Below are 15,125 nucleotides of genomic sequence, written 5' to 3' on the forward strand. Positions count from 1 at the left end.
CTCGCTAACAGAGGAGACTGACCTCGCAGCTCGATGCGGGGCCCGGGTAGGTCTTCGGGATCACTCCGCTCGCGTCGCTGGTGTCGATCGACAGCGAGCCGATCGATGACATGACCGCGTGGGCGCGTGGCGCATACGAGGCCACCTTGGCCATGCCCCCCACGATCCGGCTGCCGTTCGCGGCCAGATCGGCGCCCTTGAGCCAGAGGTCGGTGGCGGCTTTGCCCCCGACCCCCGCCATCGCGCCGAGCCCCAGGGATGCCGCCCCCGTCGCGCAGTCCAAGCCGCGGCCGTTGCCGAAGAAGGCGTTGCCGCAGTTGGTGGCCGTCGCCGCGATGTTCATGCCCATGCTGACCAGGCCGCAGACGGCGCATCCGAACAGGGCCATGACGCCGAGCCCGACCCCGATCCACTTGTAGGCGTCGCTGTTCGTCACCGCCTTGAGGTTGTTCCACACGCCGCACAGGAAGTCGCAGTCCTCCTCCGCCGGCGCGGGTGGCGGGGTCACCTTCCGGTTCTCCTCCCACGACACCCGGTCGGCGCGGCGGGCGAGCTCCTCGATGCTGGGACCCTTGACCCCGACCCGGCAGTCGCCGAACTTGTTGCAGTTCGGCACGGGCCCGGGCGTCTTGCCGCGCGCGCCGACCCGGCAGTCGCCACCCTTGTCGCTGCAGGACGGCTGGGTCGCCGGCTTGTTGCGGGTGCTCGCGGCGGGCGGCGCCCCGGCCGGCGGCGGCGTCCACACCTCCGGCCCCTTCTTGCCGACCGTGCAGTCGCCGAAGTTGTTGCAGGACGGCGCGTACAGACCGGTGGGATCGGACTTGGTGACCGGGTTGTTGCCGGCGTAGGCGTACCCGTTCAGCTGCTGCGGATCGCCCAGGTCCAGCACCGGGTCGACGGAGAGGAACCGGCCGGCCGCCGGGTCGTACTCGCGGGCGCCGAGGTGGACGAGGCCGGTGGAGGCGTCCACCGTGCCGCCGGCGAAGCCCTTCTGCCCCGGGAAGGTGACCGCGTCGCCACGGGCCGCGCCGAACGGCGTCTGGCGCCGCTTGGTGACCCGCTGGGAGGCGTCGTCGACGGCGACCAGCGCGGTCCCCTGGTGATCGCCGGCCAGCCAGGTCACGCCGGTTCCCGTGCGCACCGCCACGGTGGTGCCGGCGTGCTGGTAGTACCGGGTGCCGAGCAGCTTGCCGGAGGCGCCGTCGAGCCGCAGCTCCTGCCCGTCGAGGTAGAGGGTGCGGCCGGCCGGGTCCCGGCGGACCAGGCGGTTGCCGTCGGCGTCGTACACGTACTCGGTCGTCTTCCCGGCCTCGCCGACCTTGGTCAGCTTCCCTTCCGGGTCCCAGTCGAGGGTCTGACCGGCACGGGTGAGGACGTTGCCGGTGGCGTCGTAGGTGAGCTCGTCCCTGGTGGTGCCGCCCGGCGCGGCGGTCGTCACCGAACGCAGCTCGCGGGGGTCGTCCGCCGGGTAGGTGTAGGTGCGGACGGTGTTCCCGGCGGCGGCGTGCCGGGTCTCGGTCAGCCGGTTGCCGACCGCGTCGTAGCCGAACGACTGCCAGTACGGCGCGGCGCCGGCGAGCAGGCCGGTGCCGGGCGCCGGGGCGCAGTCGGCCGCCGGTGTCCAGGCCTCGGTCAGCCGCTGGAGGTGGTCGTAGCGGAAGCACTGCACGTCGGCGGCGCCGTCGGCCGGCGTGTCGGCGACCGAGGTGACGTTGCCCGCCGGGTCGTACGTGTAGTGGGTGTCGGCCTGCACCGGGCGGGGCACCTCGGCGTCGACGACCGTGCGGTCCAGCCGGCGCGTGTCGGTGTCGTAGTAGTAGGACTGCCAGACCCGTTTGCCGGTCGCGCCGAGCTGCACCCGGGCCAGTTCGCCATACTTGGTGTAGTCGGTGGTGTTCACGTAGGCGCTCGCGCCGGTGAGCGTCGTCGGGTCGGCGAGGTCGTCGTAGCCGAGGCTGACGGTCTCGGACGGCAGGTCGCCGATGGCCGGCAGCGTCCGGGCGTACAGGCTTCCGTCCGGGTTGGATTGTGCATAGGTGGTGTAGGTGCCGCCCAGGCCCGTCTCCGTGCCGGGGATCGTGACGGTCGTGTCCACCGGAAGGTAGAGCGCCGAGTAGGCGCCGATCGTGCGGGTGTAGGCCGCCCCCGCCACGTACCGCGTCGACGAGGCCAGTTGGCCCTTGCCCTTGGTGGCGGTGTCGTACGTCCAGGCGGCGAGCGTGGTCGCGCCGGACTTCACGGCCGTCCGGCGGCCCAGGTCGTCGTAGCCGAACGACAGCGTCACCTTGCGGGCGTCGGTCGAGGTGCTGAGCAGCCCGGCGTCGTCGTAGGTCAGGGTCGACGTGCCCTTGTCCGGGTCCTTCGCCTCCACCAGGTTGCCGCGCAGGTCGTACGTGTTGCGCCAGGTGTTGCCGGCCGGGTCGGTGACCGATTCGAGATCACCCGCTTTCGTGTACGTGTATCCGGTGGTGTCGTAGTCGCCGACCGGTGCGCCGCCGCGGTACTGCCGCAGCTCGGTGGTGTGCCCGAGCGCGTCGGTGACGGTCGTCGTCGCGGTGCCGCCGAGGGGCGGCGTCACGGTCACCCGGTCGCCGCCGTACGCGGTCGTGGTTCGCCGCAGCTCATCGCCGCGACCGTAGATGATCTCGGCGATCTCCCGCCCGGCGCCGTCGAACCGGGTCACCGTCTGGTCGTGGATGGCGGAGTCCGGGGCCAGCCAGAGCTGGTCGTCGACCGGGGAGTCGTTGAAGTACGGCCGGCTCGTCTTGAAGGCCCGCCCCTGCGAGTCGTACCGGGTGTCGGTCAGCAGCCGGCCGCCGCCGGCCGCCGGGGCCTGCCGCTGCCGTTGCCGCAGCAAGCCGTCGAACAGGTTGTTGACGGTCGTGTAGTTCCCGTTCGGCCCCACACTCGTGGTGCTGACCACCGACGGGGCGTCCCGGTTGATCGCGTACGCGAACGTGGAGCTGGCATCGTTGTCCGCGCGCGGCCGGTTGGGCAGCCAGACGGCGGCGGCCCGGCCGAGCGGGTCGTAGGCGGTCTCGGTCCGCCGTTTGTTGGCGTCGTCAACGAGGATGTCGTTGCCCCAGGCCGGTTCCAGCGTCGAGGTGACGATGTGGCCGAGCGGGTTGGTCACGACCGTCCTGGTCGCCGGTCCGCCGAGCGCCGGGGTGTAGGCCGTCGTGGTGACCTTCCCCCGGGCGTCGGCGGCGCTGGTGACCCGGCCGTTCGCGTCGTACCCGGCGGTGCTCGTGGTGACGTACTCCGGGTCGGCGCCGGCCGCGTGCGCGGTCAGCTCCTCGGTGCGGGTCCGGTTGCCCGCGGCGTCGTACGTGTACCGGGTGTCCCCGATGGCGTCCCGGGGAAAGGCCGGGGTGGCGTCGCAGCCCACGCCCACGGTCTCCACCCGCTTGGGCCGGTCGGCGCCGGCGACGTACGTCGTGGTGGTGCAGCGGTCGTCGGCCGCGAGCGAGGTGTCACCCTGATCGTCGGTCTCGGTCGCCAGCCCGCGGTCGTCGTAGATGGTCGCCGTGCGGGTGGTGCGCCAGCCGGTGGCCAGCGCGGTGTAGTGGCGCACCCCGCCGGTCCGGACCAGATAGGCCCGGTACGCGCCCCGGGTGGCCAGCGGCCCCCGCCAGAACGGATCGCTGATCGTCTTCTCGACGACCTGGTCGGTGTCGCCCAGGTACGTCGCCGACTCCAGCTCGAAGCCCTGGAGCCAGTCCTCGTCGGGCCGCTTCTCCCCCTCGCTCGGGTCGACCGAGGCCGACCGGACGCCGCCGGGCAGCTTGTCGCCGTTCATGCCGCGGTAGAACCGGTGCCGGGTCTTGCCGACCGGGCCGCCCGGGTCGCCCGGCGTGCCGGTGCGGACGGTCACGTCGCCGAAACCGCGGAACTCGTCCCAGCTGCGCTTGTCGTCCTTCATGAACTCCGCGGTGTTGTAGTGCCAGGCGGCGTCGCCGTACGAGTAGGCGGTGACCTGCTCGGTGCTGCTGCTGATCCGGTCGGACTGCTTGACCTCGGCCACCACGTACTTCTGGAAGTAGTCGGTGCGCGGGGTGTGGAGCCTGGTGCTCCAGGTCTGCGGGTAGCAGCGCAGGGTGTTCGTCTGTGGATCGGCCGGCATCGTGCCGCCGGCGACGCAGTTCGGCGGCGCGTAGGTGACCGTGATGACGCCGCCGCTCTCCGAGACGATGCCGGTCACCCGGTAGCGGATCAGCGGCGCGTAGCCGTCGGTCTGGTAGACCCGGTTGGCCATCTTGGTGCCCTCGAAGGTCACCGCGGGCAGCGCAGCCGAGCCGCCGACCAGCCCGGTGTGGGTGATGCCGCGCAGCCACAGCGCGGCCCGGCCGCCGTCGCCGGGGTCCGGGTACTGCTGGTCGAGCGTCCACCGGTCGACGTCGGTGAAGGAGCTGCCGCGCCGGACCTGGGTCGTGATCTGGGCCAGGCGCTTCGTCGACCAGAAGCTCGGCGAGTGCTTGTCCACGCACGGGGTGGCCGCGCAGTTGTCGTCCCACGAGACGTCCGGCCAGTTGTCCTTCTTCTCCGGCACGCAGTCGCTGCCCGGCACGCATCGGTCGGCGACGGTGAACTCGACCCGGCCGGTCGCCGGGACGGAGGCGTCGGCGGCCCGCAGGCCGTACTCGACCCGGCGCAGCGTGCCGCCCCGCACGTACGGGACGGCGGCGTCACCGTTGTTCAACCCGTAGGCGTTGGTCTCCGCGTCGTAGGTGTAGACCATCATGTTGCCGTTCCGGTCGACGACCTTGTCCAGGTTCCAGCGCCACGCCTGCGCGCAGTGCGAGGCGGCGAACCCGGCGGTGGCGTGGCACGGCTCGCCGGTGTCGTCGCCGTAGACCGGCACCGTCCAGGTCGACTTGGCCTCGGCCCGGGAGCCGAAGAAGTACTGCGTCCCGTCGAGGGTGGTGATCTTCCAGTACTCGCCGTCGTCGTCGCCGTTGCCCGCGCCGGCGAGCAGCTCGATCTTCGAGCCGTCCTCGCTGCGGTTGTGCCACACCTTGGTCGCCTCGTCGCGGATCAGCATCCCCGCGCCGCCGCCGTAGGACGCGGTCGCGTTCCAGCTCCCCCAGCAGAGGTCGCCGACCGCTCCCGGCTTCACGTCGCCCGCGTCGTCCTCCGCGCACGGCCGGTAGGCCCGCTCGACGAAGCCCGGCGACAGCGTCCAGCCGTCGCCGATCCACGACGCCTGGTTGTTGGTGGCGCTGGTCCGGCCGTCGACGGCCGAAGATGCGTACGACAGCGCCAGGTCCGGCTCCTGCCCGCCCGGCGCCGGCGGCACCCGCAGCGGGTACGACCAGCTGAAGTCGCCGGTCTGGCGGGAGACCTGCCAGGTCGCCGACGGCGACAGCGGCGTCGCCTCGTTGGTGCCGGCGCCGTCCTTGGCCTGTGCGGCCGGGCCCTGGTTGCCGTGCAGCGCGTTCTGGCCGGCCTGGTCCGGCGGCTCGGCCCGCATCGTCTGCTTCTCCACCGGGGTGGAGGCGACCGGGGGCAGCGGCACCGACGGTCCACCGGCGGCGAGCGCCGGCTGCGGCCGCACCACCCCGTTGATCAATGGGACGACGAGCAGCAGGGCCAGGGCGAAGCGGATGGATCGCATGAGGGTCTCCCGTCCGGTCACGATGAGAACACCGCCGTCACGGCCGGCACGCCGGTCAGGACGTAACCGAGCTGCTTGTCGACGACCCGGCCCTCGCAGTCGGCGGCCGTCGACACGAAGCTGTCGGCGCCGAGCCGGCATCGGTAGAGCGGCCGGCTGTCCACCCCCGGCGGCGCCTCGGGCCAGATCCGGCCGACCGAGGTGAGCACGGTCTTCCCTTCGCAGGCGGTGTCGGTGGAGAGGAACTGGTCGATGCCGTCCTGGCAGTTCAGCAGTTGCCGGGTGGCCGGGTCGGCCGCGAGCAGCGCCAGGCCCTGCGCGCCCTCACCGCCGTACGACGGTGGCGGCCCGTCGGTCGTGCTGACGTGGTCGAACCCGGGAAGGGCGTACCGAGTCAGCGTCCCGTAGGCCACCGTGTAGCCGAGCAGGCCCTCGCTGGTCGCGCCCTCGCAGGTGGCGGCCCGCGACTCGAACCGGTCCGGCCCGCTCACGCAGCGGTACACGGCCATGGTCGGGATGTTGACCGGCGGCTGGGTGTAGACCAGGCCGACCTCGCCCACCTTCTCGGCGCCCTCGCAGTCGTCCCGGGCCGAGGTGAAGCGGTCGGCGCCGGCCCGGCAGGCGTACAGCATCCGGGTGTTCGGCCCCTCCGCCGCGGCCGCGCCGAGGGCGCCTTCGAAGTGGTAGCCCTCGCGGACCTGGTCGGTCGGCCCGGTGTAGTGGTCGCCGGCGCCGTCGAGGAACCGGCCGATCTGGCCGCCCGGCGGGGTCGCCCAGCCACCGCGCGCGGTCTGCTGATCGTCGGGCACGACGCCGTCCGCGATCCGCACGTCGTCGATCGCGCCGGCGAACCAGCCGGACGGCGCGCCGCCGGCCTTGGCCCGGCCGATCACCACCTTGCCCGTCGCCCGCCACAGCACGACCCGGTCGCGGACGCCGGCGAGCTGGCCGTCGACGTAGAGCCGCAACTGCCGGGCCGGGTAGTCGTAGACGCCGGTGAGGTGCGTCCACCGGTTGAGCACGGCCTGTTCCGGCGCGGCCGCGTAGGCCTGGGGCGCCCCGTCGCTGTCCGCGGCCGGCGCCCCGAAGACCCACCGCTTGAGGTCGGGGCGGTACTGCAGCGCGTAGCCGCTGACCCGGTCGCCGTCCTGACTGATCACGGTCGCGACCTGGTCGCCGCGCGTGAGCCGGGCCCAGCCCGACACCGTGAAGGTGTCCAGCATCTGCAGGCCGAAGGGCGCGGTCGCCCCGCCGGAGGCGCCGTCGAGCTGGAGCGCCTGCCCGCTGATCGCCGGCGCGCCGACGTTGCTGCCGGCGACGATCGTGGCGTCGGACTTGCGCCAGGTGAGGTCCGCGCCGGTCCCGTTGTCGAACCGGTAGAAGCCCCACCAGTCCTCCGGGGTGTCGTCGTGGATCCGGCGCACCTCGCCGTCGCCGAGCGCGCGGGCGTAGACCCGTACGTCGTCGATGGCGCGCGGGAAGAAGCCGGCCTTCACGCCGTTCCACTTCGCCCGGCCGATCGACATCGGGCCGGTCGAGGGCAGCACCGTCACCCCGACCTTCGTCGCCGAGAGCAGGCCGTTGACGTAGAGCCGCAGCTGGTGCAGGTCGGCGTCGTAGACCAGGCCGAGGTGGGTCCAGGCGCCGGCCGCGGCGGGCTCGGTGGAGTTGAGGATGCTGACCGCGGTCCCGGGGTCGTCCTTGTCGACCATCGGCGCGAGCGCCATCCAGGTCTTGGTGGTTCCGTTGTAGCCGAGCGAGAAGGCGCTCAGCCGGCCGGCGTCCTGGGCGAGCACGGCGGTGTTCGCGGTGCCCGCCTGGGTCAGGTAGACCCAGGCGGTGGCGGAGAAGCTGTGCGTGGTGTCGAGCACGGCGCTCGCCGTCTCCGCGTAACCGGAGGTGCCGTCCAGCCACGAGCTGTAGGCGTTGCGGCCGCCGACCCAGGTCGCCCCGCCCTTGAGCGTCGCGGTGCGGCCCTTGCCGCTGCTGTCGGTGGCGCTCGTGCCGGTGTTGTCGTCGAACTTCCACCAGGCGGCGTCGGCCTCGGGCAGCGCCGAGGCGGCCTGCGCCGGGTACGAGTGGAAGAGGCCCTTGATCCGGTCGGTGTCGAGCGGTCCGGTGTAGAGCCGGACGTCGTCGACGCTGCCCGGCCAGTACTCGGCGGGGGCGTCCTGCACCCGGCCCCGGCCGATCGCCAGGCCCTTCGTGGCCGGCCACGGGGTGTTGATCGTGCCGTCGCCGACCCGGTCCCCGTTGACGTACAGCCAGATCTTCTTCGTCGGCTGGTCGTACACCCCGACCAGGTGGGTCCAGGTGTCGAGGTCCGTGCGCTCGGTCGACACCGCCGCCTTGGTGACCCGGGCGCCGGGCGCGTCGGACTCGGGCATCTCGAACAGCCAGGCGCCGTACGTGTGGTTGAGGTCGTCGACGACGTGGCCGAGCCGGAACTTGCTGGTGTGCTCGCCGTCGACGCTGACCGCGTCCACCTTGCAGGACGACACCGCGTCCAGGTCGCAGTCCTTCTGCCGGAGCTTGACCCAGGCCGAGACGGTGAACGACTGGTCCAGGCGCAGGTCCACGCCGGAGGTGACGGCCGCCCCGCTCGTCCCGTCGAGGGTGATCGCGTTGCCGACCCGGCCCGCCCCGAACGAGGCGCCGCCGGTCACGCTCGCGCCGCGCGCGCCCACCCCGTCGGCGGCGTTGCGGCCGCCGGACTCGTCCAGCGCGTAGTTGTGCACGAGGGTCAGGTCGCGGCCCGCCATCGTCTGGATCTCCGAGGCGAACAGGGCTCGCGAGTACGCGGCCACGTCGTCGACGGCGCCGGTGAAGTACTCCACCGGGGCGCCGCCCCACTTGGCCCGGCCGATCTGGAAGCCGCCGGTGGCGTTCCAGGTCTGGGTGTGCGCGACGGAGCCGGCCAGCACGCCGTTGACGTAGAGCTGCATCTCGTGGGCGCCGGCGTCGTACACCGCGGCCAGGTGCGTCCACTGCCCGATCTGGATGGCGTCGCCGACCGCCTCGTCCCGCTTGGTGCCGTCGTCGACGGCGTCGCTCGCGAACATGACGAAGCCCCACCGGCCGTCGGAGCGGGCCCGTACCTTGAACCCGCTGATCTGGTTGCCGTCCTGCGACAGCAACGACGGGAGCGAGCCGAGCTTGTCCACCCGGGCCCAGGCCGCCACCGAGAAGCTGCGGTCGATGTCCACCGCGTGCGGGGCCTGGACCCACTTGGCCGAGCCGTCGAGGCGCAGCGCGAGGTCGCCGGGGTCGGGCATGCTCGCCTGGCCGCCGGTGTAGTCCGGGCCGTTGACCGCGGTGGCGTGCAGCTTCTTCGGCGACGAGTCCTGGGTGTTGCCGTCGAGCTTCCAGTTGCCGGTCATCACGCCGTCCCGGCTGACCAGGCCGCGGATCTCGTCGGCCGACAGCACCCGGTTGTAGGCCCGCACCTCGTCCACCGCGCCGCTCCACTGGTTGCCGACGGTCCCCTGCCACCGCCCCTGCCCGAGGACGAGCGGGCCGGCGCCGTCGAATCCGGCGGTGCGCGGGGCGGTGCCGGCGAGCGTCCCGTCGACGTAGAGCCGGATCTGCCCGGCCCCCGCGTCGTACACGCCGGTCAGGTGTGTCCATTCGCCGGTCTTGGTGATCTTGCCGCTGCGGACCATCGAGTCGGCGGGCCGGGACACCGCGTCGGCTGAGGGCAGATAGAACTCCCACATGCCGCCGCCACCCGGATCGCCGCGGTACTCCAGGAAGAAGGCGCTGTTGACGGCGCCGTCCTGGGACACCACGGTGGCCGCGTCGGCGCCGCTCGGCCCCCGGTCGAGCCGGGCCCAGGCGGACACCGAGAAGCTCCGGTCGGTGCGCAGGACCGGTCCGCTCGTCGTCACCGAGTCGCCGGCGCCGGCCAGCCGCACGGCGCCGTTGACCGCGCCGCCCTCGACGAACCGCGCGCCGCCGCGCAGCACGCCCATCTCGCCGCCGGTGGCGTTCCGGGCGGTCGTGCCGGCGGTCTCGTCCAGGTTCCAGTAACCGGCCTGCACGTTGTCCCGGCTCACCGCGGCCCGCACCTCGCCCTCGGTGAGCGCCCGGTCGTAGACCTTGACCTCGTCCACCGAACCGACCAGGCCGTACCCGGCGTAGAGCGCGCCGGTCCCGTTCCAGGGGGTCGGGCGGGACACCGAGCCGGCCAGCTCGCCGTCCACATAGAACCGAACCTTCTGGGCGTACGCGTCATAGACGCCCGCGAGGTGCGTCCACTGCCCGGCCAGCGGCGCCGCCGGGGCGTTCACGAAGTCCCACTCGGTCGGCGTCTTCGTGTCGGTCCGCGGCATCGCGAAGACCCAGCGCTTCCGGTCGCCCGCGTACTGCAGGACGAAGGCGGACTGCTCGGCGCCCTTCTGGCCGACCGCGTTGACCCAGCGGTCGTCGACGTTGTCGAGCTTCACCCAGGCCGAGACCGAGAAGCTGGCGTCGGTCCGCACCGCGGTGGGCGCGGTCATCTCCCCGGTGCCGTCCATCCGCAGTCCCGCGCCGACGGCGCCCCCGGCGTAGGTCGCGCCGCCGGTCAGCGTGCCGTGCCGGTCGCCCAGGAACGCGGTGTCCTTCGCGTTGCCCTCCATCGACCACTGGGCGAGCGGTCCGTTGCCGGCCCGCACGTGGAGGGGCACCTCCCGGACCGGGCTCGGGTGCCCGGCCCGGTCGACGCTCTGCACGTACAGGGTCTGCACGCCGTCCGCGATCGGGGCGATCGGCACGGTCGCCTTGCCGCCGAGCGCGTCGGCGTCGACCTTCTTGGCCGTCGGCGGGCTGACCCAGTCGTACACGTAGTGGTCGATGTCGTTGACGCCGGCGGCGTCGAAGGTGAACGTCCCGGGCACGCCCACGCCGCCGTGCCAGCGATTGTCGTCCTGGTAGAGGTCGGCGGTGACGCCCGGCTTGACGGTGACGCCGGTGAGGTCGACGACGAACGGGCCGGGACCGTTCTTCCAGTCGCCGCCGTCCGGGCCGTCGCGGCCCCACAACGTCCAGCTGACCGTCTGGTTCTCGCGCCCGCTCAGGTCGACGGTGGTGCTGAACATGTTGCCCGAGCCCAGAGCCGGCCCCTCGCGGTGCTCCTTGGCCGGGCCGCCGTAGACGTCCCAGATGGCGGTCAGCTGGTCGTTGTCCGGGTCGGAGAGCCGGCCCTGGAGGCGGATCGACTTGTCACCGAAGTACGAGACGCCGCCGCACCACTTGCACGGCGGGTCGATCGGCGGGTCGGTGGTCATCGCCGCCGGCGGGTTCGGGCGGGTGTTGAAGTTGACGGTGATCCGGGTGGCGGCGCCGTCGTACTTGCGCCACGCGAGCTTGGCGTTCGCGTCGCCGGTGTTCTCGTTGGCCGCCCGGACGTAGAACGTCGACCAGCCCGAGGTGTTGAGCGCGCCCGCGACGTTCCACCCGATGCCCTTGTAGCCCTCGCAGCCGGTGTAGTTCGACCCGGCGGACGCCGTGCCGACCTCCCACCCTTGCGGGGCGTTGTTCCAGGTGGTGCCCGCGCCGATGCCGCCGGTGGCGAACAGCTTGTGGTCATCGGTACGGCATTGCGGGCCGTACGCGATGGTGGCGTCCAGGCTCGCGCTGAGGATCCGCCTGCCGTTCAGGAAGCTGGTGTCGAAGGTCCAGTAGGTGCGGGCGACGCCGATGCCGTTGCAGCCGGCCCAGTCGCAGTAGCCGACCTTGGCCCAGGTGTCGAGGTCGTTGCCGCCGTTCCAGTGGGCGCTGTCCGGCTTGCCGGAGAAGACCTTGGTCCACCCCTGCTGGCCGAAGGTCCGCCAGTCCGGGTCGATGGTGACGGGAAAGCGGGTGGCCGTCCCGGTGAGCAGGCGGCGATCCGGGGTCAGCGTCAACGCGGTGACCCCGGCCTCGACCCCGACGGCGGCGTGCGTCCCGGCGGCGTCCCACATCGTCGGCGCCGCCGCCGCGAAGACGACCTTGCCGGCCCGGTCGCGGGCCTCGATCCGGCCCGACGCGGTGACCCGGACCCGCAGGCCGTCGGTGGTCAGGCCGAGCCGGATGCGCTTCAGCGCCGGGGCGCGGGCGGCCGCGGCGTCCTTGACGACCAGGTGCTGGACGTAGCCGTCCGCCTCGGCCCGCATGACCAGGTCGACGCCGGGCAGCACCGCGGGGTAGGTGGCGGTCGCTCCGGCCAGGACCGGCGCCGGAAGCACGCCGGGCCAGGTGAGCGCGAACGACGCGCCCGGCGCCCCGAACCGGACCAGCGGCTCGCCCCGGCCGCCGGACGAGAAGGTCAGGGCGGCGCCGATCGCCCGGGGCGCCACCAGGCCGTCGGCCCGGCGCTCCAGCGTCGGATCGGTGCCGGCCGGCTGGAGGGTCAGCACCGCCTCGAGGGTGCCGTCCGGCTTGGCCGACACCGTCCGGGTCCGGGTGGACAGCTCGTTCACCACCACCGGCGTCCGCTGCCGGCGGGCCGCCACGAAGGCGCCCCGCGCGTCGGCCGCCGCCACGACCGGCGTGGGCGGCTCGGCCCCGCGTGTCCGGGCGTGCGGAACCGCCCAGGCCAGGGCGCCCATCACCACCAGCGCCCCGACCGCGGCGAGCCATCGCTTCGAGCCACGTGACCGATTCATTACCGTCCCCCCAGAAGACCTACCGCCGCGTGTGGACGCGGCGGGCCGACAGCATGCGCGCGGCCGCTTACCGTTGCCTTACCGTCGATGACCGCCCTGGCCGGGACATCCGTGGCGGCCACGTGTCCACCACCCGCCCGCCACCTGCCGCACGCCCGGCATGATGGGCGGGTGATCGGAACGACCGAGCCGTCCGGCCGCGAGGCGGAGGTTCTCGCCGCCCTCGGCGACGGCCTGTCCAACGCCCGGATCGCGAGCCGGCTGCACATCTCGGTCCGCACGGTCGAGGGCCACGTCTCGTCGCTGCTGCGCAAGTACGGTGTGGCCGGTCGCGCCGAGCTGGCCGCGATCGCCGGCGCCGCGAGCGACGGACGGCCCCCGGCGCCGGGCGCCGTCAGCGGCGTGCCGGTCGCCCGCTCCTCGTTCGTCGGGCGGGTGCGGGAGCGCGCGGAGATAGCCGGCCTGCTGGCCGCGGAACGGCTCGTCACGCTGGTCGGGCCGGGCGGCGTCGGCAAGACCCGGCTCGCCTGGGCGGTGGCGGCCGAGACCGGGCCCGGATTCCCGTTCGGCGGCGCGTACGCCGACCTGGTGCCGGCCCGCGACGAGTCGGTGCCGCAGGCGGTCGCGGCCGCGCTGGGGGTCGCGGAGGGCCCGCGCCAGTCGCTCGAGACCGCGATCGCCGCCCGGCTCGCGCGCGGCCGCAGCCTGCTGGTGCTGGACAACTGCGAGCACGTGGTCGACGGCGTCGCGTCGTTCGTGGACGGTCTGCTGACCCGGTGCCCGACGGTCACGATCCTCGCCACCAGCCGGGAGCGGCTGTCGGTTCCCGGCGAGCGCACCGTGCCGATCGGGCCGTTGCCGCTGGGCTCGGACTCCGAGCGTCTCTACCGGGAGCGGGCCGCCGCCGCGGGCGCCGGGCCGGACGCCGATCCGGCCCTGGTGGCCGACCTGTGCGCCCGGCTCGACGGGCTGCCGCTGGCGATCGAGCTGGCCGCCGCGCGCAGCCGCACCCTCGGCGAGCTCGGCCTGGCCGCCGGGCTCGGCGACTACCTGCGCCTGCTCGCCGGCGGGCGGGGCGCGACGGTGCGGCACCGGTCGATGCGCTCGGTGATCGGCTGGAGCCACGACCTGCTGGCCGACGACGAGCAGACGCTGTTCCGGCGGCTGGGCGCGTTCGCCGGCGGGTTCGACGTGCCGGCCGTCGCCGCGGTCACCGGTTTCCCGCCCGCGGCCGCCGCCGACCTGCTCGGCCGGCTGTCCGAGAAGAACCTGGTCGCCCTCGACCGGGTCGACGGCCGCTGGCGTCTGCTCGCGACCATCCGGGCCTACGCGATCGACCGGCTGCACGCCCGAGACGAGTACCAGCCGACCCGGCAGCGGCACCGGCGCTGGGCCCGGGAGGTGGCCGGCGGGCTGCGCGGCCGGTCCGGCGACTGCTGGGAACGCGACTTCGACGCGATCGCCGATGACCTGCGCGCGGCGCTGGACGGGGCCGGCGCCGACGCGCACGCGCTCACCCGGCTGCTCGGCGCCCTGACCTTCGCGCGCCGGTTCTTCGCCGAGGCGCAGGGGCACTACCTGGCGGCGGCGCGGATCGCTCCGGATCCGGCCGAGGCGCTGACCGACACCCGCAACGCCGCTGCCGCGGCCCTGCGCGTCTCCGGGCGGGCGACCGGATACCGGCAGCTGGTGGCAGTGGCCGACCGGGCCGGCGACCATCCGGTCACCCGGGCCCGGGCCCTGGCCCACGCGGTGGTTCTCGCCCACCGGTTCGTCGCCGAGCCGCTCGACGTGTCCGCCGACCGGACGAGGTCGCTGCTCGCCGAGGCGGGGAAGCTCGCCGAGGCCGGGAAGCTCACCGGGCGGGCCGACCCGGGCACGGCCGCCCTGCTGGCCTCGGCCCGGGCCTGGGCGGCGGCCCCGAGCACCGACCAGCCCGCGCCGGACGCCGAGCTGGCTCGCACGGCGGTGGCGGACGCTCGCGCGGTGGACGATCCGGTGCTGCTGCTCGGCGCCCTCGACGCCCTGGGCGTCGCCGAGGCCCGCGCCGGGCGGATGCGGGCGGCGCACCGGATCGCCCAGCAGCGGCTGCCCCTCCTGGCCCGGATTCCGCGGCACGAGCCGTACGCGACCGTGGAGGTCATGGACGCCTACCTGATGGCGTCCGCGCACGCGGTCGGCGCCGGCGACCTCGACGCCGCCGCCGGCGAGGGCGGCGCGGACGAGGACCAGCGCGGCGCCTACCCCTATCTCGGCACCCGGCGGGTGCTGGCCCTCGCCCTGGCCGGCCGCTTCGACGAGGCGCTGCGCCGGGCCGACGCGGCCTGGGCGGAGTGGCAGCGCAACGGCCTGCCGCCGATGCGGTGGGTGGCGCCGCAGGCGTACGCCGCCGCCCTGGTGCACGGCCTGCGCGGGGACGGCCGGTACGCGACCTGGCGGCAGCGCGCGCTGGACATCGCCGGCGAGCCGGACTCGGACTTCGTCGCCGCTGTCGCCGCGTACACCGATGCGCGGCTCGCCCTGCACCACGGCCCCGACACCACCGCCGAGGCGCTGGTGTGCCGGGCCGTCGCGGAGCTGCCCGAGCCCTGGTACGCGCCCTATGCCCGGGCCGCCGGCGCCGAGCTCGCGGTGGCCGCCGGCCTGCCCGGGGCGCCGGACGTGCTGCGTGCGGCGGCCCCGGCCGGCGACGAGAACGACTTCGCCGCCGCCACCCTGGCCCGCGCCCACGCCCGGCTCGCCGGTGACCCGGCCGGATTCCTCGACGCCGCCGGGCAGTTCGAGCGGATCGGCGCCCGGTTCGAGCGGGCGGCGACCCTGCTGCTCGTCCCGGGCCGCGCGAACGACGGCCGGGGCGAGCTCGCCGCCCTCGGCGTCCGGTGAGG

3 protein-coding genes are annotated in these 15,125 nt (G+C 74.0%); 1 reads left to right on the forward strand and 2 read right to left on the reverse strand.

Annotated features, from left to right (window positions below):
- Positions 1-4: 4 nt before the first annotated feature.
- Positions 5-5,614: an RHS repeat-associated core domain-containing protein gene (locus ACZ6TB_RS04145; RefSeq protein WP_465550396.1), complete on the reverse strand. Its 5,610-nt coding sequence runs from the start codon at positions 5,612-5,614 to the stop codon at positions 5-7.
- A 17-nt stretch (positions 5,615-5,631) separates the two neighbouring features.
- Positions 5,632-12,240, reverse strand: a complete 6,609-nt coding sequence (locus tag ACZ6TB_RS04150) for a LamG domain-containing protein (protein WP_465550398.1) — start codon at positions 12,238-12,240, stop codon at positions 5,632-5,634.
- A gap of 171 nt (positions 12,241-12,411) precedes the next feature.
- Here ACZ6TB_RS04150 and ACZ6TB_RS04155 point away from each other — a divergent pair, with 171 nt between their 5' ends.
- Entirely contained in the window at positions 12,412-15,123 is a 2,712-nt protein-coding gene (locus ACZ6TB_RS04155) for an ATP-binding protein (protein WP_465550400.1), read from the forward strand.
- The last annotated feature ends 2 nt before the right edge of the window (positions 15,124-15,125 follow it).

The organism is Actinoplanes sp. NPDC051537 (assembly GCF_055586105.1).